Origin of the sequence: Citrobacter sp. Cf088 (genome assembly GCF_030334295.1) — a bacterium.
GTDB lineage: Bacteria > Pseudomonadota > Gammaproteobacteria > Enterobacterales > Enterobacteriaceae > Citrobacter > Citrobacter freundii.
Window position 1 is genome coordinate 25,740 of sequence record NZ_JAOWEE010000030.1, and the last position, 25,942, is coordinate 51,681.

39 protein-coding genes are annotated in these 25,942 nt (G+C 45.4%); 36 read left to right on the top strand and 3 right to left on the bottom strand.

The window, feature by feature from the left end; genetic code table 11:
- Positions 1–7: 7 nt before the first annotated feature.
- Complete coding sequence (locus OGV71_RS02600; RefSeq protein ID WP_008786796.1) at positions 8–691, bottom strand: hypothetical protein; 684 nt, start codon at positions 689–691, stop codon at positions 8–10.
- 356 nt (positions 692–1,047) lie between these two features.
- Between OGV71_RS02600 and OGV71_RS02605 the strand changes: the two genes are divergently transcribed.
- From OGV71_RS02605 to OGV71_RS02625, 5 genes are all read left to right on the top strand, one after another.
- Entirely contained in the window at positions 1,048–1,449 is a 402-nt protein-coding gene (locus tag OGV71_RS02605; protein ID WP_008786797.1) for a hypothetical protein, read from the top strand.
- Positions 1,450–1,634: 185 nt separating this feature from the next.
- The gene (locus OGV71_RS02610; RefSeq protein ID WP_007372147.1) at positions 1,635–1,925 is read left to right on the top strand and encodes a hypothetical protein; all 291 of its coding nucleotides are present in this window, start codon (positions 1,635–1,637) and stop codon (positions 1,923–1,925) included.
- A gap of 77 nt (positions 1,926–2,002) precedes the next feature.
- Complete coding sequence (locus OGV71_RS02615) at positions 2,003–2,239, top strand: hypothetical protein (RefSeq protein WP_007372148.1); 237 nt, start codon at positions 2,003–2,005, stop codon at positions 2,237–2,239.
- Between the two features lie 29 nt (positions 2,240–2,268).
- Positions 2,269–2,820, top strand: coding sequence for a LexA family transcriptional regulator (locus OGV71_RS02620; RefSeq protein ID WP_007372149.1), 552 nt, complete (start codon positions 2,269–2,271; stop codon positions 2,818–2,820).
- Between the two features lie 326 nt (positions 2,821–3,146).
- A complete protein-coding gene (locus tag OGV71_RS02625; protein ID WP_008786799.1) occupies positions 3,147–3,551 on the top strand; it encodes a hypothetical protein in 405 nt (134 codons plus the stop codon).
- A 26-nt stretch (positions 3,552–3,577) separates the two neighbouring features.
- Here OGV71_RS02625 and OGV71_RS02630 read toward each other — a convergent pair whose 3' ends face one another.
- Positions 3,578–4,567, bottom strand: coding sequence for a hypothetical protein (locus tag OGV71_RS02630; RefSeq protein ID WP_007372150.1), 990 nt, complete (start codon positions 4,565–4,567; stop codon positions 3,578–3,580).
- 122 nt (positions 4,568–4,689) lie between these two features.
- Here OGV71_RS02630 and OGV71_RS02635 point away from each other — a divergent pair, with 122 nt between their 5' ends.
- From OGV71_RS02635 to OGV71_RS02705, 15 genes are all read left to right on the top strand, one after another.
- Positions 4,690–5,013, top strand: coding sequence for a hypothetical protein (locus OGV71_RS02635; RefSeq protein WP_020996132.1), 324 nt, complete (start codon positions 4,690–4,692; stop codon positions 5,011–5,013).
- Complete coding sequence (locus OGV71_RS02640; protein ID WP_007372151.1) at positions 5,006–6,076, top strand: phosphoadenosine phosphosulfate reductase domain-containing protein; 1,071 nt, start codon at positions 5,006–5,008, stop codon at positions 6,074–6,076. Before OGV71_RS02635 ends, OGV71_RS02640 begins: the two co-directional genes overlap by 8 nt.
- 109 nt (positions 6,077–6,185) lie before the next feature.
- Positions 6,186–6,503, top strand: a complete 318-nt coding sequence (locus OGV71_RS02645; protein ID WP_020996134.1) for a hypothetical protein — start codon at positions 6,186–6,188, stop codon at positions 6,501–6,503.
- Between the two features lie 8 nt (positions 6,504–6,511).
- A complete protein-coding gene (locus tag OGV71_RS02650; RefSeq protein WP_008786801.1) occupies positions 6,512–6,847 on the top strand; it encodes a PerC family transcriptional regulator in 336 nt (111 codons plus the stop codon).
- Positions 6,848–7,230: 383 nt separating this feature from the next.
- On the top strand, positions 7,231–7,692 hold the full coding sequence (locus OGV71_RS02655; protein WP_009653863.1) for a hypothetical protein: 462 nt from the start codon (positions 7,231–7,233) through the stop codon (positions 7,690–7,692).
- Between the two features lie 90 nt (positions 7,693–7,782).
- A complete protein-coding gene (locus OGV71_RS02660) occupies positions 7,783–8,184 on the top strand; it encodes a hypothetical protein (protein ID WP_020996135.1) in 402 nt (133 codons plus the stop codon).
- A gap of 199 nt (positions 8,185–8,383) precedes the next feature.
- A complete protein-coding gene (locus OGV71_RS02665) occupies positions 8,384–9,268 on the top strand; it encodes a hypothetical protein (protein WP_007372154.1) in 885 nt (294 codons plus the stop codon).
- Positions 9,269–9,347: 79 nt separating this feature from the next.
- The gene (locus tag OGV71_RS02670) at positions 9,348–9,875 is read left to right on the top strand and encodes a hypothetical protein (protein WP_007372155.1); all 528 of its coding nucleotides are present in this window, start codon (positions 9,348–9,350) and stop codon (positions 9,873–9,875) included.
- A 5-nt stretch (positions 9,876–9,880) separates the two neighbouring features.
- Positions 9,881–10,186 carry a hypothetical protein gene (locus OGV71_RS02675; RefSeq protein WP_032941601.1) on the top strand — a complete coding sequence of 102 codons (306 nt, stop codon included), beginning with the start codon at positions 9,881–9,883 and terminating at the stop codon, positions 10,184–10,186.
- A 12-nt stretch (positions 10,187–10,198) separates the two neighbouring features.
- Positions 10,199–10,651 (top strand): hypothetical protein, encoded by a 453-nt coding sequence (locus tag OGV71_RS02680; RefSeq protein WP_007372157.1) that lies wholly within the window; start codon positions 10,199–10,201, stop codon positions 10,649–10,651.
- An 82-nt stretch (positions 10,652–10,733) separates the two neighbouring features.
- A complete protein-coding gene (locus tag OGV71_RS02685) occupies positions 10,734–11,264 on the top strand; it encodes a hypothetical protein (RefSeq protein WP_007372158.1) in 531 nt (176 codons plus the stop codon).
- Positions 11,265–11,586: 322 nt separating this feature from the next.
- Positions 11,587–12,144 carry a single-stranded DNA-binding protein gene (gene ssb / locus OGV71_RS02690; RefSeq protein WP_008786804.1) on the top strand — a complete coding sequence of 186 codons (558 nt, stop codon included), beginning with the start codon at positions 11,587–11,589 and terminating at the stop codon, positions 12,142–12,144.
- Between the two features lie 55 nt (positions 12,145–12,199).
- Entirely contained in the window at positions 12,200–12,553 is a 354-nt protein-coding gene (locus tag OGV71_RS02695; protein ID WP_154050669.1) for a hypothetical protein, read from the top strand.
- Between the two features lie 277 nt (positions 12,554–12,830).
- The gene (locus tag OGV71_RS02700) at positions 12,831–13,511 is read left to right on the top strand and encodes a hypothetical protein (protein ID WP_007372161.1); all 681 of its coding nucleotides are present in this window, start codon (positions 12,831–12,833) and stop codon (positions 13,509–13,511) included.
- A 27-nt stretch (positions 13,512–13,538) separates the two neighbouring features.
- The gene (locus tag OGV71_RS02705) at positions 13,539–13,853 is read left to right on the top strand and encodes a hypothetical protein (protein ID WP_127649449.1); all 315 of its coding nucleotides are present in this window, start codon (positions 13,539–13,541) and stop codon (positions 13,851–13,853) included.
- Positions 13,854–13,870: 17 nt separating this feature from the next.
- On the opposite strand, the gene OGV71_RS02710 is transcribed toward OGV71_RS02705, so the two are convergent.
- Positions 13,871–14,218 (bottom strand): hypothetical protein, encoded by a 348-nt coding sequence (locus tag OGV71_RS02710; protein WP_127649446.1) that lies wholly within the window; start codon positions 14,216–14,218, stop codon positions 13,871–13,873.
- A 133-nt stretch (positions 14,219–14,351) separates the two neighbouring features.
- Between OGV71_RS02710 and OGV71_RS02715 the strand changes: the two genes are divergently transcribed.
- The 16 genes from OGV71_RS02715 (at position 14,352) to OGV71_RS02790 (ending at position 25,795) form a co-directional block, all read left to right on the top strand.
- Entirely contained in the window at positions 14,352–14,765 is a 414-nt protein-coding gene (locus tag OGV71_RS02715; RefSeq protein WP_007372162.1) for a hypothetical protein, read from the top strand.
- Positions 14,766–14,827: 62 nt separating this feature from the next.
- The gene (locus OGV71_RS02720; protein WP_223227020.1) at positions 14,828–15,154 is read left to right on the top strand and encodes a hypothetical protein; all 327 of its coding nucleotides are present in this window, start codon (positions 14,828–14,830) and stop codon (positions 15,152–15,154) included.
- Positions 15,144–15,488, top strand: coding sequence for a hypothetical protein (locus tag OGV71_RS02725; RefSeq protein WP_032951317.1), 345 nt, complete (start codon positions 15,144–15,146; stop codon positions 15,486–15,488). Before OGV71_RS02720 ends, OGV71_RS02725 begins: the two co-directional genes overlap by 11 nt.
- 13 nt (positions 15,489–15,501) lie before the next feature.
- Positions 15,502–15,801, top strand: a complete 300-nt coding sequence (locus OGV71_RS02730; protein ID WP_009653866.1) for a hypothetical protein — start codon at positions 15,502–15,504, stop codon at positions 15,799–15,801.
- A gap of 87 nt (positions 15,802–15,888) precedes the next feature.
- Positions 15,889–17,157, top strand: a complete 1,269-nt coding sequence (gene dnaN / locus OGV71_RS02735; RefSeq protein WP_223307982.1) for a DNA polymerase III subunit beta — start codon at positions 15,889–15,891, stop codon at positions 17,155–17,157.
- Between the two features lie 150 nt (positions 17,158–17,307).
- The gene (locus tag OGV71_RS02740) at positions 17,308–18,129 is read left to right on the top strand and encodes a DNA adenine methylase (RefSeq protein ID WP_007372165.1); all 822 of its coding nucleotides are present in this window, start codon (positions 17,308–17,310) and stop codon (positions 18,127–18,129) included.
- Positions 18,126–18,356 (top strand): hypothetical protein, encoded by a 231-nt coding sequence (locus tag OGV71_RS02745; RefSeq protein WP_007372166.1) that lies wholly within the window; start codon positions 18,126–18,128, stop codon positions 18,354–18,356. Before OGV71_RS02740 ends, OGV71_RS02745 begins: the two co-directional genes overlap by 4 nt.
- Entirely contained in the window at positions 18,343–19,326 is a 984-nt protein-coding gene (rdgC, locus tag OGV71_RS02750) for a recombination-associated protein RdgC (protein ID WP_007372167.1), read from the top strand. Before OGV71_RS02745 ends, rdgC begins: the two co-directional genes overlap by 14 nt.
- Positions 19,327–19,337: 11 nt before the next feature.
- The gene (locus OGV71_RS02755; protein ID WP_009654998.1) at positions 19,338–20,216 is read left to right on the top strand and encodes a hypothetical protein; all 879 of its coding nucleotides are present in this window, start codon (positions 19,338–19,340) and stop codon (positions 20,214–20,216) included.
- Complete coding sequence (locus tag OGV71_RS02760) at positions 20,213–20,815, top strand: hypothetical protein (protein ID WP_223226832.1); 603 nt, start codon at positions 20,213–20,215, stop codon at positions 20,813–20,815. The genes OGV71_RS02755 and OGV71_RS02760 overlap by 4 nt, the downstream gene beginning before the upstream one ends.
- 18 nt (positions 20,816–20,833) lie before the next feature.
- A complete protein-coding gene (locus tag OGV71_RS02765) occupies positions 20,834–21,262 on the top strand; it encodes an HNH endonuclease (RefSeq protein WP_032951321.1) in 429 nt (142 codons plus the stop codon).
- A gap of 97 nt (positions 21,263–21,359) precedes the next feature.
- On the top strand, positions 21,360–21,842 hold the full coding sequence (locus OGV71_RS02770) for a hypothetical protein (protein WP_032951323.1): 483 nt from the start codon (positions 21,360–21,362) through the stop codon (positions 21,840–21,842).
- On the top strand, positions 21,832–22,272 hold the full coding sequence (locus OGV71_RS02775; protein WP_223226831.1) for a hypothetical protein: 441 nt from the start codon (positions 21,832–21,834) through the stop codon (positions 22,270–22,272). Before OGV71_RS02770 ends, OGV71_RS02775 begins: the two co-directional genes overlap by 11 nt.
- A 51-nt stretch (positions 22,273–22,323) precedes the next feature.
- A complete protein-coding gene (locus OGV71_RS02780; protein WP_032951326.1) occupies positions 22,324–22,908 on the top strand; it encodes a hypothetical protein in 585 nt (194 codons plus the stop codon).
- 191 nt (positions 22,909–23,099) lie between these two features.
- On the top strand, positions 23,100–24,818 hold the full coding sequence (locus tag OGV71_RS02785; protein WP_229233838.1) for a DUF4942 domain-containing protein: 1,719 nt from the start codon (positions 23,100–23,102) through the stop codon (positions 24,816–24,818).
- The gene (locus OGV71_RS02790; RefSeq protein ID WP_000019445.1) at positions 24,815–25,795 is read left to right on the top strand and encodes an IS5-like element ISKpn26 family transposase; all 981 of its coding nucleotides are present in this window, start codon (positions 24,815–24,817) and stop codon (positions 25,793–25,795) included. Before OGV71_RS02785 ends, OGV71_RS02790 begins: the two co-directional genes overlap by 4 nt.
- Positions 25,796–25,942 lie beyond the last annotated feature (147 nt).

Sequence of the window (25,942 nt, forward strand, 5' to 3'; positions counted from 1 at the left end):
GACGACTTCAGAGCTGTGGCAATGGCCCCTGGTTATCTTCAGTCGCAGCCTGGTCTTTATCCGGGGTGGCCGTTGCAGTCCGCGAGGCATCAAATGAGACCGTTGGGTCGCTGAGAGTCAGGATGCCAGTGTCTTCAACTTCTCGCGTTGTCAGCGTAAGCTCAGATTTACTGTCATCACACTTATTCGTTTTCTCCGCCAGTGCCTTGCACCAGATATAACGACCTCTCTGGGCATCAGAGACTGAAGGCTCTCCATATTTCTCGATCGCCGACTTCAGTAAGAGATCAGGGTTGCTGAATGAAAAGCGGATTTTGTAAGCCACCGGCTCAATGGGGTCAACTGCCGTATCGGGGATAAAATAGACCACCGTCTCCTGGTGAGCATCTCCCCAGAAAATACTATTCAATGAGTTGTTACTGTAGCGCTTTTGAATTTCTTCACCAGCAGACTGGCCAAGTTTGTCAGTGATAGCAGTGATCGCTTCAGAAGCTGTCATCCGCAGGCTTACCGGCCCTATAGAAAAAGACATAACATCAAAGCTATTCAGGGGGGTAATGGTGCTTTCTGGAGCGGTAGATGAATCGGGTACGTCATCACTGTACAGACTGTCATCCCCCGGAGAAGGCGTTACAGGTGCTGAATTTTGGATGTCAGGTGTGTAGCTGGGATCGGGAGCGTATAGGCCCATTGTATCATTCTGTACAGCAGAATATACCGAAGCGGTCGGCAGGACGGTAAGGAGCGCAAGGGCGCAGTATCCAAGGTATCTGGTCATATTCACCTCGTCAGTAGCAGTTGTCCTACTGTAACAGCGCGAGGTTTGAGAACATCATGGAAATGGGGTCAAAGCGGGGCGAAAAACAAGCCTGATTCACATGGCTTACGTAGCAGCATGGAGATCTCCTGAAGTCGGAGAAAATGAGTCAGATAACGCGAATATCGAAAATGGAACGAAGTACTTAATTACCTAACAGGAGGTACATGTTAACCTGACGAACATTGCTTACTGCCTATTTGTAGATTCAGGCTACAGGGAGAATCCAAGTGCCAAACTGCATACCCCTTAATCCGGTATTACCTAAAAACTTCGACGATACACCTAATGAAAAGCGCTCAAAGTCTCAGCTTGATGCCTGGTGGGATCATCCATATGGCATTACTTGCCCGGACGGGAAAATCACTGTTCGATGCCTGAATGGAGGAGCTTGGGATCGTTCGACAGTGCTGGGAGTAGCGGACAATTACGAAGAAGCCTGCGAGCTCGCAGAGCGCGAGCAATCAGCATGGGTCAAACGCCGTGCGGAGCCAATATTCTACTATAGCGGTGAAGCTCCATTCAGAGCGATAAGGGATGCACAACGTCCTGATCAGGAGCAGACCTTTGTCGCGTCTTTTGACACGCAAGATGAGCTAATCAGCTGGCTTAATAGTCAGAAAACCAGTTAATACCAAGTCTGGAAGTCTGCTTCTCAACAGACTTCCACATTTGATTATCAAGCTCCCCATAATTTGGGTTCAGTATAAACATTCCATTACGTTCTATTCCCCTCATTACATTCATCTATCCGTAAATTTCGTTAGCCAGCACATCGGGGTGATACTGATGTCAGGTAAACAAAACGGATGCAAAAATGCAGACATGTTCGGAAGTCCTGGCGGTTGAAATATTCAATCAAGTTGGACGTGAGGCAGCTATTGCTCAATATAACTTAATTTGTGAAATAGCCCAGCGACGTTACGAAGACAGCCTGGCCAAATATGGTTCCGTGCCAGCTGGTTTCACCGCGCTCAATTTCCTCCATCCGGCAGAACTTCAGGAGCGTTACATCCTGGGGTTGGGAATTCAGCTTTGTATCGATGAGCAGCATGAAGCCAGGGAACGGGTTTTAGCTCGCTGCCTGGCAAGAAAAAGGGCCGCATAAACAGGTGATAAAACAACTCAGCTATAGCTGAACACGCACTAATTGGCTATGTTAACAAAACGAACAAGGTGGCGATTATGTACAGTGAATCTATCGATCGTGCTATCAGTATCCTCAAGGACGCGGGCGAAAAAATCGGTATGGAACTGGGTAGTAATGTGACATCTCAGGAATCAGAACTGCTTGAGGATGCGCTGGTGGGCCTGACTAAAGTTAAAGGGCAACTCTGCGGTAATCACTCCTTAACTGATGTAAAAGCGGACGTCGTGCCTTTTAGTCTCAGTTCGACGAAGAACGTCGATAGCCCGCATTAATTAACAACCACCAACTGGACGGAAGGGATATGACTGAAGACAACGCCGGTAGTGTTTCTGGAAAAGCACAGAACGCCCCAAAAGCAAATGCCCACCTGGACAGGCTCTTTGATTTCATTGTGACAGAAATCAAAGAGCAGGGTGCAGCACCGTCTTACGAGCAGATCTGTTCTTCTCTGGGGTATTCAAAAGGGCTCGTTTCCCGGCGTATCCGGCAGTTGCATGACCAGGGACGAATCATTATCGATGGTGAAAGAAAGTCTATGACGCTGCGCGTAGCGAAAGGACAAGGTCATGATGACATTGCCGAACTCCCGGACATGACCAGTGACAGGAAAGCAATCATCACGTATGTCAAAAAATACATGAACAGAAATGGTGGCCGTGGGCCATCAGTTCACGCAATAGGGAAAGCGCTCGGCTTCTCGAATAACAAGGCGCGTAGACATGTGGACTATCTCGACGAAGTAGAGAGGGTACGTTACAGCCCTCATCTTAATGAAGTAATCGTTATCAATCAGGGTGATTACGTTAAAATTACCCAGGACAACGATGAACCACCGAGCCCGGCAGAAGGTTAGCCATGATTCGCATATGGAGAGAAGTTGTAAACGTAAAGGTTCAGGACGGGAGCCGTAACGGACGAATCTGGTTTCTTGAACTTTCGTGTGGCCATCATGCTGTCAGACGTATACCTCGATTACGTCTGCATAATCTGACGCAATTCGAACGACTTGAGCCACCAGCTAAATGTCACTGTGTATTGTGTGAAATAGATGCTATTGCAGGACAAAAATAGCAATAAACACAACATAAAAGCCCTCAATTTGTCCCCATTGTTTTTAGCCTGACAGCATTGGTACTGATAGCCTAATCATATTTAAACGCATAACCCTATGGTGGACATATGAAAAAAGCTGTTTTTGGCCTTTTAGCACTATTGCCCTTCATAACCAGCGCAGAATCGATCGATCCGAACGATTTCTATGCTCAGCAGCCTTCTCAAAACTACCAACAACCTGCTGCCAGCGAGCAACAGGACGATGCTGACAATTCCAGTGACCAGACAGCTGCGATCGTATTGAACCTGGAAAGTTACAAACCGCTGGGGAATTTTGTAGTCCCCCAGGGAGTAGAACGCCCATTCATTGGTCTTATTAACAGCAAAATTTTCATACTGTCTGAGCAACCAGATAAACGCTTGGCTGGCCTATGGATAGGTCGTAGTCAGGATGGTCGTGAAGCACTTTGTGGTTACCTGAACAACAGTATGCAGGTCAGAAAATGTTATTACATCTTATATCGTGAGTAAAAAATGGGGCCGTAGCCCCATTTATTTTAATGTTTGAATGAGGGTATAAAGGGTATTACTGGATTTGTTCCTAGCGAAGCTAATTCGTTAGGCGCAAGATAACGTCGCAGTTCAGTAATCAATATATCAACTGATTTATCCCAGCCATCTCTCACAATGTTTAGAATGTGCCGAGCTGGATAATGTGTTAGAAAAGGATGGTTGGGGCCAAATTTATTAAGGTGTTCAATAGTACCTATTGCATCGAGATAATCTGTAACAAGATGGTGTTCTGACTCAAAAATAGCGACAAATTTATAACCATCAGCAGCGTTTACCCACTGGCAAGTACAGTCATTAAGCTGAAATTGATTAGAACGTTTTTCCCCCTTGGGTTTAGGATTGACTCCAATACCAAAAGACAAATACAAACCTTTCCTTCCCCAGAAGGCCGGTCTCTTCAAGTCCTGACCATTGTTTCCTTCGACCTCTCCAAGAATGCCAAACAAAGTAGCTGATTCTTGGTTAGGATTCGTTCTCATACGGAAAAGAATGCATAGATCTGCAAACTTTAAGCTATTATAAACTGAATTATAAAAGACATTCTCATGGCCAAGTAGATAAGGATTATGCTCTACCGCAAAATTAGTGCCACTTCTAAAGTCACGGCAGCTAATGAATACACCAAACTGGCTCATATTAGCGAGGATATCGACATTGCGATAATCAGACAAATTAATAAGTATAGTATTTAAGACTTCTCTACCTTCATAACTCATCAGATAGTGGCAGAGCAAATTTTGTAGACCGAAGTTTCTGAACTGATCTTTAATTAAAGAAAAATATCCTTCACCAGCTAATGAAACTAGGTTTCTCATTGTTGGTGTATGTTTCCCCATGAGAGGGGAATTAAAACGTACCTTCATCCGGTTATTATCATAAAGGGTTTCAATAATTGAGCAAAAGTGCATCGCCCAATACGCGTTGTTATCACCAATTAAACCGGGTTTCACTACAGTAGTTTTAGAAAAATCCATTCTGTCTCCAAAGCAGTAATCAGTCACTCATAACACGATATTTGCAGTGAAAGTTATATCTGTAAGCAAATTTCGTCAGCTGTTAGCGTCGTATTAGGCTTAGTAAAAAGCCGGAGGTAGATATGCCTAAAGACGATGTTGCAACAATCATAATCCAGAATGGGTTGACGCATAAAGTAAATGTGATCTGCAAATTCAGCGCACAAATCGACAATCAAATGTTCTCATTCATCATCCATCGCACATTAAGCGTATGTCGATATGCGCTTGTCTGTAAGGCAACAGGCCAAAGAATTGCAGTTCTTGATACCAGTCGAGTAAAGGCACTTGGTATGGAAGCAGCAGGTAAACTAGCGCTATCAGATCTGGCCTCATCATTAGGCGAGACTAGACTTGCTGCGATTCTGACAAATTCACTTCAGAGCAGGAGCGCGGCAAGTGAGTGATTTAATCGACGATAACTTTATTATTCCTGCACTGAGTAGCATAGCAGGCATCACCACGCCACTATCAGGACAAACGTACAGGAACGCTCCAGATATCGACATATCTTGCTATGACGTGATAATCATTTGCCTTAGCGGCGGAAAAGACTCCATAGCCTGCCTTCTCCACTTAATTGACATCGGGGTCGATCTGTCCAGGGTGGAACTCTGGCATCACGATGTTGATGGCCGCGAGGGAAGTACTTTAATGGACTGGCCATTTATGGCCGACTACAACCGCAAAATAGCTTCAACATTTCAGATACCGTTGATGTTCTCCTGGCTTCAGGGAGGAATGGAAGGTGAGATGCTGAAAGAGAATGGCTACAGTCGCCCGCAATGTATCGAAACCCCAGATGGATTAATAATCGCGGAACGTGATATCCAGCGAAGCACTCCCGCCACGCGACTTCGGTTCCCTCAGCAATCACCAAGCCTTAAAACACGTTGGTGCTCATCAGCACTAAAAATTGATGTTGGTCGGCGAGCACTCACAAATCAGAGACGCTTTGACGGAAAAAAGGTGCTTTTTATTACGGGGGAAAGGAGAGCGGAAAGCTCTAATAGATTCAATTACTTACAACTGGAGCCACATACCAGCAGTTGCAAAAAAAGACAAGTTGATGCCTGGAGGCCAGTACTTGAATGGTCTGAAGAACAAGTCTGGGAGATTTTAGCAAAACATCGTGTTACAGCCCCAGTACCGTATCGTCTTGGATGGGGTCGCAGTTCATGCTTAACGTGTATATACAACAGTGCTCGCATATGGGCAACCATCAAACATTATTTCCCCGAGCGTATTCACGCAATGGCCAACTATGAAAACCGCTTTGGGGTCACTATCAGTCGTAAACGAATAAATGTTCTGGATCTAAGCCAGAATATTTCTCCTATTAATATCACGGATGAGGAAGCGCTGCTGCAAGCGGTAAATCCGGTCTATACATTGCCCGTCATTAACATGTCAAAAGAATGGGTGCTACCTGGTGGGGCGTACAACCGGGAGAAATGCGGGTCAGACTAATTAGCCATCAGCGATTTATAGCTGAGATTTCGTCACCTGAATATTACGTGGAAAATAGATATCAAATAGCAACATTGATACAGGCTTAACCGCCTCTGAAGGAAATATTATGACGATGGTAACGGCCAGAAATTGTACTGAAACACGGTTCAACCAGTTATGGGATGCTCTGCATGAAAAAAGCAGTGCGGAAAACGAATCCTTGTTTCAGCAAGAATTGCATCGCTGCCGCAGTAAACGTCAGCGAAGTAAACTGGCCGGGCGATTCGCCGGTGCCTGGCAAACCTTATTCGATGCCTTCTGTGAAGGTCGGGTCTTCTGCTCACTTCTGGACTCGGTTATCCACCAGGAGAGTATCAGCGAATGGCAGGTTGAAGAGTTAATCTCATTCACTTCTGCCCAGATGTCGACTCTATACAAAGGGTAGAGGTAGATATGGGACAAAGAAAATGTGCAGCAGCGTTCCTGCTCGCTGAAGAAATGTACCAGATACCAGCGACCAAATCGGTGATACTTGCCCGGGACCTGGAAGAAAGAGGGTTGTATCTCCGCGCTGCCAGGCAATGGGGAGAGGTCATGTTTGAACATACCCAGTGTACTGAGTACATTGTTGAACAACGGGAACGTTGCATTCGGTTATCCAATTCTCGCCATGAAGACCGTATCAGACAGCATGAGCAGGCAAGTGATCTTCAATATATTCACAAGCATATTAATGATGTATACACACGGATGGGACTAAAAGACGATGGTGTCTTTAATACCGCCTGATTTGTCGACCTTTTCCGTTCATTAAAAAATGAAACTGAGGAGAATGAGCGCACTCTTGACTGATTTTGACGGAGGATTACGTAAGTGGTTAAACAAAGTTTATTTGACCTTATAGGAGCTACCACGGGCCCAGAGCGAGATCTGTTGATCGTAAGCCTTCAGTCTCTACATCGTGAACGAGTAAGCTCATACAATGCATTGTGTACAGCCTGCTCAATCTCTGGAGATAAAGTCCCGCCAATGTCTTTATTCGGCATAGACGAGGTTACTGATGCACTACGCCGGTTAGGTGCATTACCGATCAGATAGTTCTTCAAGTAGTCAGGGTGAACAGGTTTGAATTGATACAAACGGCCTATGCTGAAGAGGAACAGAGATAACTGATGAAAACAAACGAAAACCTGCTGAACAGCATTGGAAAAAGTATTCGAATGTGGCGAGATAACTGCTTCCCTCCATTTCAGCGAGCGTATGGAACATGGTTATTGGTTCTGGTTTCGGTTAATGCCGGGATATGGTTTTACATAACCTCTGACTGGTCTGTACAGTTCGTCGGCAATATAGCAGGGCTCTTGGTTTTCCCAATGCTGGGTCGAAAGGTTTTTACAAAACGCGCCAGATCTTGGCAAGAAGAACTGGATATTAAGCTGGCAAAATACAAACCGCATAACATAGCTGCATGGAGGGAGTTGCAGGCTTATGCCTTGGAATCCAATACGCTATCTTCACAAATTGTTGAACGGTGGTATTTCAAAGAGCGGGAATTTATCAAGACGGCCCAAAAAGGGAAGCCGGGTAGTTCTGAACTCAAATTTCTCAAGAATAATACTGGATCAAAGCCTTAAGGAATCTGAGAGCCGGTGCGTAATGCAGAACCCACAGCCGAAGGGTTTTGGGAGTTAAACTGATACAGCTTTTACCGTGAGGTGGGATTTATGTCGAATGTCTTGCAGAAAGAAAACATCATCATGTCTCTGCCTCATCGTGACTGGAGTTGTGAAGTCATCGAGTGCCGATTAAAAGTGTGCCCCGTACCTGACGAACTCGACAGGGGGAATAACATCTTTTTCATCGTGGAAGACCTTTACCAGCTACGCGAGAACAGTGAATCACTTAACGTGCTTGGACAAATTCTGGCGAAACGTTTCCCACACATACCACCAAAAAGAATGCACCTTGTGCTGCACCGACGTGATGTGCAGAAAGCTCATGGAGTAGCCATCCACCTCTACCGCTTCATGCGTAGCGAGAAAGAAAATAACCGTAGTATTTTCATTGGTCGTAACCCTACTGAAGTTTCCCAGAAGACGGCATACGCCTCGATGTGCATTTTCTGACCACCAGCTGTTGAATCGTCACAATAGCCGACATAGTCGGCTATTTTTTTACGCTAAGAAAAACCATTTATGCCCACAAATTGCGGTTGAAAAAGCTATTTATTTTTGGGTGCAAAACGTCCTCATTCTCACTGTAACAATAAATTTCAACATGTGATTATAGTGAGAGTCGAAGCTGAAACATGAATGGTGGCTACATATGCATGATCTCCAGAATTCGTTAACTAGCAAAAATACCAACATTATCCGTGCTGAATTTGAAAATATGCTTTCTGCGCGTGGAACATCTATCGTGCGTTTTGATACCAACGCAGGGGCGAACAGCGGCGAGTATATAGGAAAAGGAATTCAACGTGAGTGGGTTGGGTATTTGCTAAACCATACGAGTTCTGGCCATACGGTCAAGGCATTTGAACCGGTGTATTCTATTCCTTTAAAAATCAGGCCAGACCTTCAATCCAGAAATATTGCAGACCACCAGACTAAAGTAAAAAAGTTATTTGAAAGTTATGATGAAGCGTATCTTACAGCCGCTATAGACTCAGAAGAGTATTGCAAGCCATTCTGGGTTTATCAGAATGCAGATGACGGTCATTACTCGATCAGTACTCGCGGTTTCAAAAATGCAAATGCACCTGCAAGCATTCCGAGCGATAATCGCATTGATATCGCTCAGATGAAAATGGGATATCCCATGCTCGATTATTGCCATAACATTATACCGTCCTCAGTCGTGCGATTAGGATTTAATGGGCGAGTGTTTACGCAAGGTAAGTATTATTACACCAATGAAGAGGTTTTCAGTTGGTTGTCCCGGAACCCGGATAGCGCAGTTTTCATTACGTTCCCAAAAGTTAACCAGACTGATAGATCTGAATTGATGTCAATTATGAAACGAGAATTCCTGAATTCGTGGGGTTTATTCTCATATTATCGCTGGCTGGGACGCAGCACCGCATTACTGGCATTGAGCCCGGTCAGTTCTAATGCTTCTGTTAAGTTAAGAAGTAGCAATGCACACTTCTTCAAAAATGCAATGCTGGCTGTTAACACGATCATTCCTAAAGGTAACGGAATTTCGTAATCGGAATAGTTACCGTTAGAGTGATTTAAAGATCGATTCATTCTGGAAATTGAACGAAGAAAATTTAATGGGAGTAACTATGACTGCACTACGCCGTATCTCAACAGAACCAAGCTGGACTCCAGTTGGCATCCGGGGCGAAGGGTTACCGACTAAAGCAGGTGTATACCGTTTTATTGTTCCCCGGGAAGCCGATAGCTCAGAACATATTGAGTTTCTGGCGTTAGTGCGCTGGCGTAAACACGGTGTTCATCAACTGTTATTTCCCACCTTTGAATACATCGTATGCGACGAGAATATCGTGCTCCCAGAAGGCACATGCTGGCGTGAACGCGAACCGTGGGATCCAGATACGCTGGGGGAAACCGAGTTCATCATCGTTCCTGAAATGAGCGCGGGTGCTCAACGCTGTCCGTTCTGCAAAGAAGTTCCGCGCATCGTTGGTGATAAATACAACTTTGAGTATAAGGAAAACTACATCACGAAAATGCCTCACCGGTTTAACCGCCTGTGGTTCAGCTGCTGTAAATGGGTTGCTCCTGTGCCCACTTCTGGGATTCAGTCACTGATTACGGCCTGGAACAAAATGCTCGGGTCATCCCGGTAGGAGTAATGATGAAATGTGCGTACCTACGAAAGTTTCTGATCATTGCTTTCATAACCGGCATTAGCGGATGCCAGAGTCTCGGAATAGGGTTAAGCCTGGATGAGCGCTACCAGAAGGCTTATCAGAAAGTACTGGCTGACCCTAATGACGATAACATTAAGACTTTCATGAAACTCAGCCAGGAAAAAGGCGAAAGAGACATGCAAGAGGCAAATTCAAAAGCCGCAGCCGACACTCGTGAAAGCGATAAGGGGTTTACTGAGTATTTTAAATCATATGGCAACGATGGATTTAAGCGGGCCAGACAATAAGAAAGAGGTCATATGTCATTACAGCAATCGCATGAAAATCTGGAGTTCCTGAAGGGGGCGGTCTGGTGCGCCGCAAAACTCGTTCAGGAAATTGGCGATTCAAAAGGTGCAGCTATTCTTATCACAAACTTGCCGGTTGGAATTTTCCCTCAATGTAGCGAAAGGGATTTATTTGTTCTGAGGCAATATGTCAGGAAAGATCTGCCACTTGGTATTGATGCCGAATATAGCGATATCAGGCCGGTCTTAATTGATTATCTGGGAGAGCCAGTAGACCTTCCTGAGTGTGAACTGGATAATTATGAACCGGCTCCTGGTGAAATGCTCCGCTGGGGAGTAACTGGAGATCTCAGTTCCGGGACACGATGTGTGCTGGTGGATAATCTTGCTTATCTCGCTGAAGCAATTGGTATCAGCAACGCACTAAGGCAACAGGCCGCAGAGTCAATCCAGCGCACCCTGTGATTAGTGAGTCGCCCCGAATTTCGTAAGCAGCATAAATGCCCTTAATCTTTATCCTACATATTTCAGGTTGTTGGGGTTTACCATGTACAAAGACCATTTTCCACAAGCGTGTCCTTCATCGATAAAAGAGGGCCAGTCATGCTGGCGGGTATTTATTGATATGGACGTAGACAACCCGTCGAAAATAAAAACCAGCGTCGAATTAATAGAAGTTGGCGTAAAAACAATTCGAATGAAAAAGAATGCGGCAGAAGGCAGTGAAAAAACTGTTTTTCTTGTGGATAAAATCCCTGGAATCACATTTATCAAAATTCGGCCTAGCGACAAAAAGCCAAGCGTCTGGAATACAAGCATCAGCAGTTTCTATAAACATGACGTGGAAATCGGGAAAACATTCCCCGTTGGTATCAGAACGACTAAAAGCGCTGCGTTTCGTACAGCAACAAAAAAAGTTGAACAGAGTATGCAAGAATACACTGATACTATAGCTAAGCTTGAAAACGACTATGTTAAGAATGAGACGGAGATTGCTGAGTACAAAAATGAACTCGCTGCTTACCAAACAATACTCCAAACCCTAAAACGTATGGCAAAAAGGCATCTCAAGCAATAATACATTTCGTCTCTTTTCAGGTAAACAAAATGGAAACACAATGTATTTTCATTGCAGGTTTCAAAAATTGTTTCACTCTGGGCCATACATGTTTAGTATGGGGACATAACAAAGAGAACGCTGGCGAGTACGCTGGCATAAAGATCACCTTTCCCGGCCTGGCCGGGATTTTTTTTGTCTGATGTGCCGTCCTTCTCACCACAAACTTAATATCCTGACTATTTTTATGGATGTGCAGTGCAATTATTTAACGAATTACCATTCGTCACCAGACCGGACAGGCTGATAATAATGTCATCCGATACAGAGCTGGGGAGGGTGTATGACTAATCGTGGCTATAGCAAAGTAATTATCGAAGGTACTGTAGGCCGTGAGCCTGAAATCCGACAACACCCTACCCACGGCATCTACGCAAAGATTTATGTAACAACATCTGAGTCCTCAATGGAGGATAAATCTGGTCTGGAGAAAATTACGGAAGAACACTATCAGATCATTTTGCTTGGTCAATTTGCTGATGTGGCCCGCAATCATCTTCATGTCGGGACAGGAGTGTACCTGGAGGCCCAATTGCGTACCCGCCTAATCAAGGAGGATGGTAAAGAACGCTTCTTTATGGACGTACTTGTCAACCCCGTGAAGGGGCATGTTCTTCGCAAAGTCAATGTAGGCGGTAATAAACTGGTGAGTCGTCACCTCCAGCAGAACCGTGGGCAGGATCACCGGCAGAATACCAGTTATAGCCGCAGGCCACAAAACACGAACGCGAGGCCAGCAACACCACGCAACTCGCCCCCAACAATGGAAAATTATTATTTGGGAAATCAGGATGAAGTTCCAGGAAGCACTGGTGCTTATGGAACTGAGATAGCCTTTTAATGATTAGCAGCATATCTGTTTTAATTTGTATCATAACTAATGGGGAATTATTGCCGTGAATGAATTCAATAACGCACTCCAGACGATACTGGAAAATGGGTCTATGTCATATGGCCAGGCTGCTATTTATGCCGGTGGTGCAATTTGCGTTGCGGCCCTTTTTTCGGCGATACTCAGAAGTGGACTACTGGTAATTTTGGGAATTGTCTCAGGCTTTTATCTGTTCAGTCTCAACACTCCAGACAGTACACTGGCGTATACTGCTGCTGCCTCAGACCGTCTCATCGAGCAGGTTAAAGCTGTCGGTGGATGCGCCACTAGACACATTGAGGATGCGCAAACTCTGGGTATCATCATAAAAAATGGCGATGTTATCGAGATAGCAAAGCAGTGCGGTATTATAAAATAATAACCGTAGCATATTATGATTGATGAATGCCTGAATGGTAATCTGCTCGCGGATTACCATTATTTTTTGAGATGTCTTATAGAACTTATCTAAAATTACATACGACTGTCATGACAGTATAAGGTCTTTATGAAAAACGTCGTCAAAACTTTACTACCCTCAGTGAACACTGGTGATCAAGACGAAAGCGTAAAATCGGATACGCTGACTGGCACTACTAAACCCTGCGACCACGGACTGGTTCATAATCATCTTTTAGGGCAGGAGGCCTGTTACTATGCCAAACACTAACGACTCGCTGACAGGACTCAACGTCGAGCTCGTTGGTGCATCGAAACAAGAGTTTACTCTCCTCACTGAAAACCATCTGATGCGCCGCATCATAGTGGCTTTATCTGAGTTAATGCGTAACGCGGAAGGCGTGATGATTGATTCTCATGTTTACCCGTGGGATCAAGTTCTCCCTGCTGCGATGGACATTCCATCATCCAACGCTTCTGATGAAGAGATACAGAACTGGATGATCAGTGCCTGTAAGGAGTGGCAGTGCGAATACAATCGCCGGGTTCAGTCGTTTACCGCATCAGAAGTAAAAAGCAAAAGCGACACCGAGAACGATAACCTATTCCTGCTGAATATCACCAACCTAGCCCATATGCTGATTGACCGGTTACTGCCGTTTGTCAGTATCGAGGAGATTAATCATGAGGATCCAGATTTACTCCCCCAAGTTATTGATATCGTGAATTATATGGTTGGTGTTATAAATGGTACAACCAGCACACAACAAGTCAGACAAGAATTGTTTACTGCCGGTGCTGATGACGCAGTATTTGCACTCAAACTAAAGCACAAAGAGCTAACCAGCCGGGGTGAAGATGCTGGATGGCTTGAAGAGGCAATGAAGATAATCGAAGAAAACAAACGCCAATCCATCGACTTTATGCAGCGCAGCTAATCGTTCCCATAATAAAAGGGTAATGCTATGAGTAAACATCTGTACTGTATTAAGGGTGTTTTAAAACCCAGGAAATTTTCTGTAAGTCTGATAAGAAATAAACTTAGCTCATTTGGTTTAAGGGGAAGTACTCTTCGTAGCGAAACCGCTCGCATTCTTGCCGGGCCAATAGATGGTATTAAGGGTACGTATCCCTTCGGCTGGTCAGAAGAACATTTTGACCGCAGGATGAAACGCATATTCATTCGCGCCGGTAATGCTTCCAGACTTTCTGATAATCGTCCATTTGCATTAAAACGACGCAGCGCTTTAACTATCAGTAAAAAGTATCTTTCTGTGTAACCACCAGCAGACGAGTTTTACTCGTCTGCCTGGCCCCATGCCTCTAATCTTCGCACCCGAAATGAAGTTGCCTGGAGTTCTCCTGATGAAGTTAACTCAAATGAAACTGTAAGATCGTTTTTGTTCCGGTACTTCCATACATAGCCATTTTGCTGCAATGTTTTGAGTGACTTACGTAGGTTGGGCTCAGCTACATCCTGGCTGTCTGGAACAGAGTTAATAAACCCCAGCAACCTGGTGAATGGCACTATCGCAGTGCCTTTTTCTTTGCACAAAAGAAGAAGTACCAACGCATCCTTCTGAATACGGGAAAAGCGCTCCAGGCGATGTTCAGTACCATCTCCCTGCATATTGGCATTGTTCATAATCAACCTAATCATATGGGATATGATTAAGGTTAAAAAACACCCCCCGTTTTGTCACCCTTTTTTTTTCTTACTCACCACTTAAAGCAGTAAGCTCAGTTCGATAAATCTGAATTAAATAAGGCGAGGTTATATGAAAACGAAATTATTGCTGGCGCTAATTGCGGGATCGACTTTCTGCATCAATATTGCTGAAGCCAATATTCCTCTTAGAGCAGATGGAAGTCCGGCAGCGGGGCAGACACCAACTCAGTTCATTCAGCTTAAAAATGAATGTCCTGAATGCGTCATGGTCGCAACTGATGTAGTAAAGATGCGTAGCGATAGCTGTAAACAGCAGGCATCCATCGATTCTACAATCCTACAGGATCCTGTTTACGCATATCTCAACAGTATCCGTCTGGTAGTTGCCGGGAATGGTGGTTATGCAAGTCCAATCTATACATCCGCCCGTCAGGTCGTAGCGTCAAACATCAATTGCAGTGATGCAAACGACTGGGTAGCGAGAAGTAAAACGGTAATGGATAACACCTTCAAAACGCCGTAAACAATCCCTGAATATTTCGTTGCAGTAATGCTATCCCGTAGTATGACGTTAAAGGCGGAGCTTTGAATCGGGAAAAAATAACTACTGCACTTAGAGGTATTTATATGGGTCGTCACTTTACTGGTCTGATTGATAGTTCGCAGCAAAATTTTACAATGCCAATCCGTCCGTATGGACGGAGCCGCATGGCTGCAAAATTAAAAGGAATCTCCCGATTGAAAAAATCTGAAAAGCATGACGATGAATATCCTGATGAACTCTGGAAATTTATGAGTCCTTCAGAGAAAGCTAAATTTCTGGTCGCGGATGTATTTTCACGCAGTAGTAAAGACTCTTCCGCCATTCAACCGGGAGAACATAAGCAAAAGGAGCATGATAATGAGCACTGATAATTTACTAGCAGAACTCACTTCAAAAACAGGCCTGACAGAAACGGAACTTAATCGGCAGGCATTGATTATCGGTTTGATGGCATTGTGCCACCCGGATGCTATTGCCGGTGATTTGGTGAGCGCGGCACTTACGGGGTCATACTCAGATAGTACTGATAAACTACTTACCCGTGGTGATAACGCATCAGACAGTGTGTTGATGTCCATGCGTATCTTACTTCACCGGTTGAGTAAGTATGAAGGGTCTGATGGCAAAGTAGGTCAGATCAATAAAATGATGCACCGACTCGGCTACTTTAAGGCATCCGATGTGTTACGCGAGGCTCAATAAAGAGGCTCAATTTATGTTCACCATGACGAATTTCGCGTCCAATATTCTTGACATGGTTTTTCTATCAGAAATGGAAGGGGAACTCATTTATATAAAAGCGCTTAGCGGCGTTACTGGTTACGTTCCTCAGATCCATCTTTTCCGCCTCCAGCTTATCGCATTTGATATAGGTTGGTACTACGAGTACAGATTGAATTCAGGCAACCTCATTATAAAGGAAATTGTTGAGGCCATCACATCTCTTGGATGTGCTTTAAATGAATACCAATGGCAGTTCGCGTTTGAATTAGGTTATCGCCGTCACCACAAATAAACTTCATTTTTTCATAATTTGCTATTCGTCACTTGATTGACCGGGGGTACGATTAATTTAACACGGATAATTATGGGAGACAGTAAAATGACAGACGCATCTACAATAGACGCAGTTCAACCAAAGGCAAGACGCTTATCATTTAAAGAGCTTCCAGGGTTTGATATTTCTGCTGAAGCACTTCTCAAAATTATCGAAATGCCGTGTATGGTTATTCGCCGGTCTCCTGCAATGAAAGTACTGGAGATGATCACGCTGCGGTTACGTGGGGATTGTCTTTCTGCCCTTGGCATTGACTTAAACTCTGCCCAAATTACCAGTAAAGGGACGGTATCGGGGGGCAATGGTGATATGGACGTATCAGTACCTGCAACACAACTCTTTTCTTTAATCCGCAACATGCGCGGCGAAGATGAAATTAACGTCCGCTTCCATGCGGCAAAAAACCATCTTGTCATTCGCACCGACAAAAACTCCTATAACATCCCGGTTTGCTTAGACCATATACCCGAAATTCAGGCTGAGACGCTGGAACATAATTACAGCGTTTACTTTCCAACGCAGATGCTGAGTCAGATTATCAAGCGTGTCAGCCACGCTGCGGCTCAGAACGATGTCCGCTTTTATATGAATGGGGTCTACCTCGGTATCGATAATGGCCAATTTATTGCTGTAGCCACTGATGGACATCGTATGGCCGTCAGTTCTCATGATATCGACTTCAGCGATGACGTGGGCGATGAGATTCAATCTCCGACAGCTCCTACCTCTATCAGTAACACGAATGCAGGTGTGATTTTACCCAACGGGGTTTTCCCCGTGCTCCATAAAATCCTGAGCGGTAGCCAGGGTCAATTCAAAATTGACTACAGCAACCGTAACCTGACATTTACGCTCGGAAGCCATACAGTCATTTCAAATCTTGTCGATGGCCGTTACCCGGACTGGAAGCGCGTGGCCAGCACGGTAGCCAAAAATACTGAACTGTTTAAGGTTGATCCTTCTGAACTCACCACCGCACTAAAACGCGCAACCCCATTGCTTAAAGAGGGCTCGCCAAACAACACCAGTGTTTGTGTGATGTCATTCAAAGACAACGCCCTACAGCTTAAGTCGCCCGGCTCAAATGCAATCAGTTGCAAAGAGGTGATGGACATTGCGAAAGAGGCAGGCGAGCCCGAAACAATTGTTGATATCGGTATGAATGCCGATTACCTCCTGGAATCACTGGCAAGCCTGGGGGCGTGTTCGGAAGAAGGAGAAGCCGCACAGATTGCTTTGCGTGATACAACGACCGGCATATTGATTTCAGTAAACAAAAACAATTACGACATCATCATGCCTGTCCGTGTCTGACAAAACGCTCTCGTTTTGTCGGCCTTTTCGAAATAGCCAATTTCATGGGCGTGATAACGTTAAAACAAGCTTCCTGACGGGATGGCTATATGCCATCTCGCTCCCATTGGTCGCGATCACTGCGTCCTAATATTCTGGAGCCAGAATGAAATGAAAAGCGTTCTGAAGTGGGTAGGAGCCAAACACAACATTATGGCAAGTCTTAAGCATGTACTACCGAAAGGTGGTCGGCTTATTGAGCCCTTTGGCGGTTCAGGCGCTGTAATGATGAATACGAATTACCCAGAATACATTTTGGCCGATATTAATAGCGACCTGATCGATACATACCAGAGTATTTTTAAGTCGCCTGAAAAGGTACTTTCTGAGCTTAAACGCCTTTACTGTCTCGGGCGTTCTGAGGACGCCTATTATGAGCTGCGAAGCCAGTTCAATAATCATGATAGTGCAAGTGACACTCAAGCTGCTCTGTTTATCTATCTGAATAGGTTTGGCCATCGCGGACTATGCCGATACAACCGGAAAGGCATCTTTAACGTCCCCTGGGGTTATTACGCCAACCCCTATCTCCCAGAGACAGAGTTATACGCAATGGCTGAGAAAATGTCCTCAGCAACTTTACTTTGCGCCAGCTTCCAGACCACGCTATCAATGGCCCGCCCGGGTGATGTGGTGTATTGCGACCCACCATATGTTAATCCCGGCAGATTCACGGCTTACCATGCCAGCGGTTTTACACCCGCTATGCAGATTGAGCTTACCAAACTGCTCCAGTTGCTGCCTGAACGCGGGGTTCATGTCATCGCATCATGCCACGATGCGCCTGATATTCGTGAGCTTTATCAAGCCTTCGCTATTCATGGTGTGACTGCCCGGAGAAGCATATTTAAAGGCAGCGGGGATGGGAAAAAAGCTTCAGAAATCTTCGCGGTCAAATTAGCGGATAACTCGAAAAAGGGAGCTGCGGCATGAAACGCTTCCATTGTTCTGAAAAGCTGCATAACCCAGAGACTGAGAAATTTTGTCAGGATATCGCCGAACAATATCGGACAGCACCTGATATTGCCGTGGCGCAGTTTAAACAAGTGCTGAGCTCTAAGCCTCTAACTTACTGGGAGTGTGTCGTGATCCGCGAGCGTGTCTCTGACCTTATTAAAATTAATCAAGCAACAGCTGAGGGCCACGATGAGCCAATTTAAACCCAAAAGCCTTGTAGTCTACCGCATCCAAAAAGCTCTGGAATTAGACAAGCTGGATGAACAGTTAAGTGAGTTGAAATACACTCCCTGCGGGCCTAATGATATGGCACGGTCAGGATGGATCCCGCCATTGGGTGAAGATGTCGAGCTGTTAAAGCATGAGTCGAATAATCTCATTCTTCTGACTGTTAAGCACGAATCGAAAATACTTCCTCCCGCGACCATCAAAGAAATTGTGCGAACCCGGGTTCAGAAACTGGAGAAAGAGCAAAACCGCAGGCTAAAGAAAATGGAGATCCAGGCCGTCAACGATGCCGTGCTCGCTGAGCTCATACCAAAGGCTTTCAGCAAATACAGCACTACAAACATTTGGGTGGATACTAAATCACGTCTACTGCTTGTTGAGACCACCAGCCATAAAAAAGCAGATGATGTAACAGCTTTGCTACGTAAAACTATTGGCTCACTTCCAATTATCCCATTCACGCTGGAAACGCCGGTAGAACTGACGTTAACAGAGTGGGTCAAAACAGGAAGTCTGCCGCCTGGCCTAGCTTTATGCGACGAAGCCACGCTCAAAGATGTGCTCGAAAACGGGGGGGTCGTTACAACAAAACGCCAGGATTTGATATGTGATGAGATCGCTCATCACATCGAGGCCGGAAAGCTTGTGACAAAGGTTGCACTGGGCTGGATGAACCAGATGTTTTTCATCCTGAATGACAATTTCATCTTTTCACGACTGACCTTTACGGAAGAACTTATTGAACAGAACGATGACATTTCGCCAGAAGATCACGCCCAAAGATTTGATGCCGATTTCGTTTTGTTTACCTCTGTTGTTATGGAGGTTCTGGACACAATGATAAAAGCCCTCGGGGGTGAAAGCCCAGGACTCATCACAACGCCGTCAGACGAACAACAAGGTGTCGCGGCAGAAGCCAAACAACCAGAAAAAACCTTCCATTAAAGGGCTGAGAGATGATTACAGCTACAGAACTCCAAGAGTTATCACGCCAGGTTGAAAATGCTAACATTGCCCGAGCCCTGGCAGTTAAAGAGTTGGTTAAAGAGACAAGAGATCGTCAGTTTTCATTGTGGGCGCTATTTATTGGTCTCTTCAGAGAGACACCGGCGCGAAAAAAGCTGAACGAATGTGAATTGCATCTTAACCTGCTGCTGCCAAAATGCAGGAGCATCTTTCTTCAATACGTAGTTATGTCCTCGTTGGAAGAAATTTCGAAATCACCAGATTGTGAGATTTATCAGCATCTAGTCAACTGCTGGAAAGAAGCTCAGATAAAATATAACGAGTCAGGCAGACGACTCAAACTTGCAGAAAATGCCCGTGAACTATTAAAAACAGCAAAGGATGAATGTAATAGTGCTTCCACAACTGAATTTCTGGATATGGTTACTACCAGTAAAGCAATATCCATACTTTCAGCAATAGACACATCCTCTGCGAGTAGTTCGTTAAAGAGAGCTATGGGTGCGCTTAAGCGATTAGCAGATGAAATGCCTGCCCGGCAATCACCTATTGATTCAAATTTACCAGATGACACGCTTGATCTGTTTGTCGATCTGACTATAAATCCTGTTATCGATATTCTCTCCTGGTTAAATATTGAAAAGCTGGATAATGCCGAAGTGCAGTGCAGCAAAGCCTTAAAGAAACTTCAGACGTTATTAGGACAACTGGGTGCTGAGCATGATTTGAGAACTAAGGATTATCAATCTCAATTAGATACGCTTAAGAGAATTGAACAACCATACATCAAAAAGGTGATGCGGCATATACCCGAAAATATGAAGTTCAAGGAGCCTGAGTATCTCCAGACTATAGGAATGAACCCATGACTCTAAAATATATAATCGCTCTCGCAATATTTCTGACATTTGTGTGCTTTGCAGCTTTCATACTTATCTACGCGAGTCGAACAAAACGAGAACAACAACAAACTCAGCAACCTTTGGACGAGCATGATCAGCAGGCAGATATTAATGCCGATGCCGACGAGAACGCCGCACTTGATGGGTTGAGCGAGTACTTCATCAAAAAAAATTCGATATTGCCAAAAGTCCTGATGGATCTTTATGTGCGCTTGAGTGCGGTGTTCAATGGTCAGTACATTATCGCACCCCAGGTGCTTGCCCGGGACTTAGTAGAGCTGGAGCTCGAAGATGAACCGGTTGCCCCGGTTGACGTACTTCAGGCGCAACAGTACGCAGATGAATTCGTGTTCGATTTTGTTCTCTCCGATGCGCATACCGGGGAACTAGTGCTAGCAATGATCAATGAAGATGCTATCAGCGCTCAGCCTGAAGGAGAGTTCATTATTGCCCTTTTTAAAAGAACTCACATTCCTGTCTTTCGCTATGAAACGTTGTCAGGCTTGGACGATAACGCCCTGGCAGTCAACATCGCTGAATCAATAGACGATGGCCGATTCTCTTAGTTCCACAAGGAATTTATTATGTCTCTGTCAAAAAAACAAAGAATAGTACTGAGGGCTAAATTTGGTGGTCGATGTGCATATTGTGGCGAGGTACTGAAAGAAAAAGGTTGGCACGCTGATCACGTAGAACCTGTGCTAAGGAAATCCGTCCAGGATATGCAAGCTGCGGCCAGAGGGAAATTTAAGCTTAAGGCTACCGGTGAAGTGTTTAATGAAAGTGCCAACTGCTTAGAAAATCTTTTCCCAGCCTGTGCGCCCTGCAATCTGCTCAAAACAACATATTCACTGGAAATGTTCCGCAAACAAATAAGTTTACAGGTTGAAAGGGCACGGAAGAGTAGTATGAATTTCAGAACGGCAGAAAGATTCGGCCAGATAAGCATTGTAGAGAAACCCATTGTTTTCTGGTTTGAACAGTATTCAGAGAAAAATGGTGCTATCAAATAAACGACTAATTTAACATTATCATGGCGCGTATCGCGCACTGCTTCGTCAAATATTCAGCCGTGATAATATTGTTTAGTAGGCCCATTACGGAGCGTATATGACTAATCATACAAACTGGACTGGAGACCTGACCGAAGGCGCAACTATATTTGTAGCCACACCAGATGGCCAGCTCAGCAAATGTAGAGTCGAGTCCGTTCGAGACCGACATTTCTCGGTCGAGGGTATTGAACGTGAATTCGATAAGTTGAATGCCTGCTCAGTTGATGGGTTACTACACTCTTACCCCGACGATTTCGAGTCGAGGGAGTTATTTGGTCTGTGCCAGCAAAAAAACAGGCTCAAGTCTCTGCAAATTGATTCATTATCGTTACAGCAAGTCCAGTACATGCTGGCTGGCCTGGAACTTGCCAGGAAGAGATATGGATACCAGTACCGAGGCAGCAAAGCCGTAGATACCAATCAGAAGGGTAGACTGGCCATGAGCATTGATGATTCGCTTCACCCAATTCAGATCGCTTATATACTGGCAGGTTTAAAATTATCTCTCCTTCAAACAGAGGTGAACCATGACTGCTAACCAACGTAAACGTCCTTCGCGTAACAATCGAGCTGTCCAGTTAACGTCCGAGCAGCTGGTAGAAGCGAAGACGCTTGACCTGAAAGCCCACCATTCGTTTAAAAACCTTATGGGTCTTGCTGCAATCAGTGTCGTGGTGTTTGTCTGTCTTGGCTCCTTGATCCATAAACAACGCTCAGTAATGAACGAATGGGACCTGGGTGAAGTGATCAGAGGCGTTGATTTGAAAGCCGGAACCCTCGCAAAAAACAACTTTTTCATCACCAACAAAGGGCAGTTTGAAGCAAGTGGCGTTACAGTGTCACTTACGGGTACAAAACTGAAATTACAGCAGCATCAGGACGGAAAATATTACGTTTGTAATTCTGCAACAGGTGATTGTGTTCTGGTATCCGATGTACAAGCTGAAAAAATTCGTGACCAGCTGTAGCGAGGGGAAAATATCGGTTACTGTCACCGGTAACCGAAGGAACCTTCGTATATGTCACGACAAGAAGCCGCAACGCAGTTATTTATGTCTGCACCACCAGCAAGTATTGATGTCGTTATTGAGCAGCTGGAAAGGGACGCTCAAGCAGCCGGTATCGATATCCATACAATCTCTGTAATGGCCAGCCTGTTACGTGATCGAATAGAAGCATACAGTGACGTGCTTAAAATCGAGCCTGAGCGGGTGATACACGCACTTGAGGTACTGCGAGGTACGGAAGTGCCGTGGGCTTTTTACACTCCGTCCAGGCTACCTGAGCTTGAAGATGTTCATTGCTGGGAAACTCCTCACGATTTTGACCAAGACCTAGGTGAACACCAGCTGCGGCGCTATATTTGCCCTAAATGCGAGCATGAATCAACCGACCCAATGCGCTGCACGGCTGGCCATGCTCCTGGAGTTAACCAGTATCCTGAAAGCTGTGATGCCACTATCTGGAATTCGCCCGATTCTTGGGATAGTATTAACCCTATAATAAAATTAATTATCAAATCTACGTTCCTGGCTGACCTGACTGTTCATACAATCTTCTATCCGAAAGGGTTGAAGCTTCCTGAAATTCAGGACGTTGAGTAGTCTGCTTCGGGCTCTGTGATCTGATAGTTATATATACCTCATTTAAGACCCCTTACTGGGGTCTCTTTTTTTGGACTTCCGCCGTGCTATGTACTTCACGGTATCCCCAAATATCCCGGCTTATGTAGTTCGTCGATTTGCTTCGTCACCTGCCATACCTGTCTCATAATTTCTCTATTTGGAGAAATCTGATGAACCTACCGACAGCTGTATTAGCGAATAACGATGAAAATGAATCAGACGTCCTCAGCCTTTATGCTAATCCCGTAGACAGTCAAAGTGGCCTCATTGAACATGACGGCTTTCAAAAACTAAATGCCATGCGCGATCTGCTGGTGGAATACAACACAACACTGAAGCACATGCAGGCCATGTATGATGCAGTGATGCGGAACCGGCATGATGAAGCATGGCGCATGTTCTGTGATTCTTGTGACAATTCCATCAAATATACGCTGGCTGTAGAAAATTTGTTCTGTATAGAACGGGCCCGCTGTGCTCTCGATGAAAAGTACTGGCAAAAGCTGCTCGATCTGACCGGCGTAAAACCATTTATGCCCACCGAAAGATACGATGACTGGAACGAAGGATTAAGGGCATGGCGAAAATCATCAGAATCAAATTTTGAGAAGCTTAAGCCTGTACCCTTCAACGAAGAAAGTATCTTTTCTACCGCATTCGCATTGAATGAAGAGAAAAAAGACTACTTCGCCCAGATGGTTCATGGTGTGTTTGAAAAGCTCTCCGCTCTGCATAAGACTAACCGTGCCCAGGGCTTCAGCAACAAACTCATCATAGCCAGCTGCTTACCAAGTAGAGATAACCGCAGATCCTATGACTATCTCAACTATTTTAATGACCTTCGTAAGGTTATTGGACTGATGTATGGACGAAGCGGTGCTGAGGATGTGAATTCGGCTGCGGTCAAAGAGTACATGATGAGTAACCCTGGCGAATGGGTAAGTATTGATAACGATAGTCTTAAAGTGAAGGGGTTTATTAACGGCAATGTGCATATCCTGATTGAGGAGGAAACTTGTGACAATCTCAATCTGGTACTATCCCATTTAATGCCAGGCTGCATTCCTCTCGATCGCCGATACACCACCGGCCATAACTCCGCAAGAACTGTAAAAACCAATGAATATCGGTCGCAGTTGATATCATTCTCTGCTGTTAACTCCTTAATATCATATGCCACTGACCATTTGAACGCGGGCAAACACCTGTCACCGGGGCCGCACACTTTTATCCTGCGGGACAACCAGTCTGTTAGTGAGAAAAAAGAACTGGTGAACATATGGGAGTCATTGGGTGCTGTCAGAAGATATAGAGAAGTATATGACTTTGACTTTAGCCCCGTTGAAGCATTCAAACTTCTGGCATTACATGGTTCTATACCTGACCGCTATACGCACCAGTTCTATGCAACGGTCGGAGAACTCCAGAAACGAGCAATTGATGAATGTATGGTGGCTTCAGGTATGCGTTTGCTGGAACCGAATATCGGTCTTGGTGCGCTACTGAAAGGGTTACCAGAGGGGGTGGATGTTACTGGTTTTGATATACACCCCGCAGCTGTTGCAATTACTGGCCTGCGCTGGAACGTCACCCTTAATGATTTTCTATTGGTCAAGCCTGAAAATACCGGCTTGTTTGAAAGAATTCTGATGAATCCTCCATTTAGTGACTCACGCTGGATTGCACATTTTCAACATGCGATGAGATTCCTGAAACCGGGAGGACGCTTGATAGCAATACTGCCAGGGAGCGCAAAGGAGCATCTTTTAACCCGAGAAGCTGGGCCCGGTTACGACATCAATATTCTGGGTTGCTATGGAAGGTGCGAACAAGTTCCTGATATGAGATCATCATATTCATCCGGAGCGCATCCCAGAGGGACATCATGAGCCATCAACTCACCTTCGCCGATAGTGAATTCAGCACTAAGCGCCGTCAGACCCGAAAAGAGATTTTCCTCTCCCGCATGGAGCAGATTCTGCCATGGCAGAATATGACCGCTGTCATCGAGCCGTTTTATCCCAAGGCGGGCAATGGCCGACGGCCCTATCCGCTGGAGACCATGCTGCGTATTCACTGCATGCAGCATTGGTACAACCTGAGCGACGGTGCCATGGAAGATGCCCTGTACGAAATCGCCTCCATGCGCCTGTTTGCCCGATTATCCCTGGATAGCGCCCTGCCGGATCGCACCACCATCATGAATTTCCGCCACCTGCTCGAGCAGCATCAACTGGCCCGTCAATTGTTCAAGACCATCAATCGCTGGCTGGCCGAAGCAGGCGTCATGATGACCCAAGGCACTTTGGTGGATGCCACCATCATTGAGGCACCCAGCTCTACCAAGAACAAAGAGCAGCAACGCGATCCGGAGATGCATCAGACCAAGAAAGGCAATCAGTGGCACTTTGGCATGAAGGCCCACATTGGTGTCGATGCCAAGAGTGGCCTGACCCACAGCCTAGTCACCACCGCGGCCAACGAGCATGACCTCAATCAGCTGGGTAATCTGCTTCATGGAGAGGAGCAATTTGTCTCAGCCGATGCCGGCTACCAAGGAGCGCCACAGCGCGAGGAGCTGGCCGAGGTGGATGTGGACTGGCTGATCGCCGAGCGTCCCGGCAAGGTAAAAACCTTGAAGCAGCATCCGCGCAAGAACAAAACGGCCATCAACATCGAATACATGAAAGCCAGCATCCGTGCCAGGGTGGAGCACCCGTTTCGCATCATCAAGCGGCAGTTCGGCTTCGTGAAAGCCAGATACAAGGGGCTGCTGAAAAACGATAACCAACTGGCGATGTTATTCACCCTGGCCAACCTGTTTCGGGTGGACCAAATGATACGTCAGTGGGAGAGATCTCAGTAAAAACCGGAAATAACGCCAGAAATGGTGGAAAAAATAGCCTAAATAGGCTGATTCGATGTGTTTGCGGGAAAAAAATCGGCCCAGATCCGCGAAATTTTAATCAGCGAGTCAGCTTGGGAAGAAATGACCTGCTTATTCGCACCTTCC

What these genes read in the sequence shown, in the direction of transcription:
- OGV71_RS02600 (WP_008786796.1), bottom strand. Translation starts at nt 691, where the DNA reads ATGGGCCTATACGCTCCCGATCCCAGCTACACACCTGACATCCAAAAT.
- OGV71_RS02610 (WP_007372147.1), top strand. Translation starts at nt 1,635, where the DNA reads ATGCAGACATGTTCGGAAGTCCTGGCGGTTGAAATATTCAATCAAGTT.
- OGV71_RS02615 (WP_007372148.1), top strand. Translation starts at nt 2,003, where the DNA reads ATGTACAGTGAATCTATCGATCGTGCTATCAGTATCCTCAAGGACGCG.
- OGV71_RS02620 (WP_007372149.1), top strand. Translation starts at nt 2,269, where the DNA reads ATGACTGAAGACAACGCCGGTAGTGTTTCTGGAAAAGCACAGAACGCC.
- OGV71_RS02625 (WP_008786799.1), top strand. Translation starts at nt 3,147, where the DNA reads ATGAAAAAAGCTGTTTTTGGCCTTTTAGCACTATTGCCCTTCATAACC.
- OGV71_RS02630 (WP_007372150.1), bottom strand. Translation starts at nt 4,567, where the DNA reads ATGGATTTTTCTAAAACTACTGTAGTGAAACCCGGTTTAATTGGTGAT.
- OGV71_RS02635 (WP_020996132.1), top strand. Translation starts at nt 4,690, where the DNA reads ATGCCTAAAGACGATGTTGCAACAATCATAATCCAGAATGGGTTGACG.
- OGV71_RS02645 (WP_020996134.1), top strand. Translation starts at nt 6,186, where the DNA reads ATGACGATGGTAACGGCCAGAAATTGTACTGAAACACGGTTCAACCAG.
- OGV71_RS02650 (WP_008786801.1), top strand. Translation starts at nt 6,512, where the DNA reads ATGGGACAAAGAAAATGTGCAGCAGCGTTCCTGCTCGCTGAAGAAATG.
- OGV71_RS02655 (WP_009653863.1), top strand. Translation starts at nt 7,231, where the DNA reads ATGAAAACAAACGAAAACCTGCTGAACAGCATTGGAAAAAGTATTCGA.
- OGV71_RS02660 (WP_020996135.1), top strand. Translation starts at nt 7,783, where the DNA reads ATGTCGAATGTCTTGCAGAAAGAAAACATCATCATGTCTCTGCCTCAT.
- OGV71_RS02665 (WP_007372154.1), top strand. Translation starts at nt 8,384, where the DNA reads ATGCATGATCTCCAGAATTCGTTAACTAGCAAAAATACCAACATTATC.
- OGV71_RS02670 (WP_007372155.1), top strand. Translation starts at nt 9,348, where the DNA reads ATGACTGCACTACGCCGTATCTCAACAGAACCAAGCTGGACTCCAGTT.
- OGV71_RS02675 (WP_032941601.1), top strand. Translation starts at nt 9,881, where the DNA reads ATGATGAAATGTGCGTACCTACGAAAGTTTCTGATCATTGCTTTCATA.
- OGV71_RS02680 (WP_007372157.1), top strand. Translation starts at nt 10,199, where the DNA reads ATGTCATTACAGCAATCGCATGAAAATCTGGAGTTCCTGAAGGGGGCG.
- OGV71_RS02685 (WP_007372158.1), top strand. Translation starts at nt 10,734, where the DNA reads ATGTACAAAGACCATTTTCCACAAGCGTGTCCTTCATCGATAAAAGAG.
- ssb (WP_008786804.1), top strand. Translation starts at nt 11,587, where the DNA reads ATGACTAATCGTGGCTATAGCAAAGTAATTATCGAAGGTACTGTAGGC.
- OGV71_RS02700 (WP_007372161.1), top strand. Translation starts at nt 12,831, where the DNA reads ATGCCAAACACTAACGACTCGCTGACAGGACTCAACGTCGAGCTCGTT.
- OGV71_RS02705 (WP_127649449.1), top strand. Translation starts at nt 13,539, where the DNA reads ATGAGTAAACATCTGTACTGTATTAAGGGTGTTTTAAAACCCAGGAAA.
- OGV71_RS02710 (WP_127649446.1), bottom strand. Translation starts at nt 14,218, where the DNA reads ATGAACAATGCCAATATGCAGGGAGATGGTACTGAACATCGCCTGGAG.
- OGV71_RS02715 (WP_007372162.1), top strand. Translation starts at nt 14,352, where the DNA reads ATGAAAACGAAATTATTGCTGGCGCTAATTGCGGGATCGACTTTCTGC.
- OGV71_RS02725 (WP_032951317.1), top strand. Translation starts at nt 15,144, where the DNA reads ATGAGCACTGATAATTTACTAGCAGAACTCACTTCAAAAACAGGCCTG.
- OGV71_RS02730 (WP_009653866.1), top strand. Translation starts at nt 15,502, where the DNA reads ATGTTCACCATGACGAATTTCGCGTCCAATATTCTTGACATGGTTTTT.
- dnaN (WP_223307982.1), top strand. Translation starts at nt 15,889, where the DNA reads ATGACAGACGCATCTACAATAGACGCAGTTCAACCAAAGGCAAGACGC.
- OGV71_RS02740 (WP_007372165.1), top strand. Translation starts at nt 17,308, where the DNA reads ATGAAAAGCGTTCTGAAGTGGGTAGGAGCCAAACACAACATTATGGCA.
- OGV71_RS02745 (WP_007372166.1), top strand. Translation starts at nt 18,126, where the DNA reads ATGAAACGCTTCCATTGTTCTGAAAAGCTGCATAACCCAGAGACTGAG.
- rdgC (WP_007372167.1), top strand. Translation starts at nt 18,343, where the DNA reads ATGAGCCAATTTAAACCCAAAAGCCTTGTAGTCTACCGCATCCAAAAA.
- OGV71_RS02755 (WP_009654998.1), top strand. Translation starts at nt 19,338, where the DNA reads ATGATTACAGCTACAGAACTCCAAGAGTTATCACGCCAGGTTGAAAAT.
- OGV71_RS02760 (WP_223226832.1), top strand. Translation starts at nt 20,213, where the DNA reads ATGACTCTAAAATATATAATCGCTCTCGCAATATTTCTGACATTTGTG.
- OGV71_RS02765 (WP_032951321.1), top strand. Translation starts at nt 20,834, where the DNA reads ATGTCTCTGTCAAAAAAACAAAGAATAGTACTGAGGGCTAAATTTGGT.
- OGV71_RS02770 (WP_032951323.1), top strand. Translation starts at nt 21,360, where the DNA reads ATGACTAATCATACAAACTGGACTGGAGACCTGACCGAAGGCGCAACT.
- OGV71_RS02775 (WP_223226831.1), top strand. Translation starts at nt 21,832, where the DNA reads ATGACTGCTAACCAACGTAAACGTCCTTCGCGTAACAATCGAGCTGTC.
- OGV71_RS02780 (WP_032951326.1), top strand. Translation starts at nt 22,324, where the DNA reads ATGTCACGACAAGAAGCCGCAACGCAGTTATTTATGTCTGCACCACCA.
- OGV71_RS02785 (WP_229233838.1), top strand. Translation starts at nt 23,100, where the DNA reads ATGAACCTACCGACAGCTGTATTAGCGAATAACGATGAAAATGAATCA.
- OGV71_RS02790 (WP_000019445.1), top strand. Translation starts at nt 24,815, where the DNA reads ATGAGCCATCAACTCACCTTCGCCGATAGTGAATTCAGCACTAAGCGC.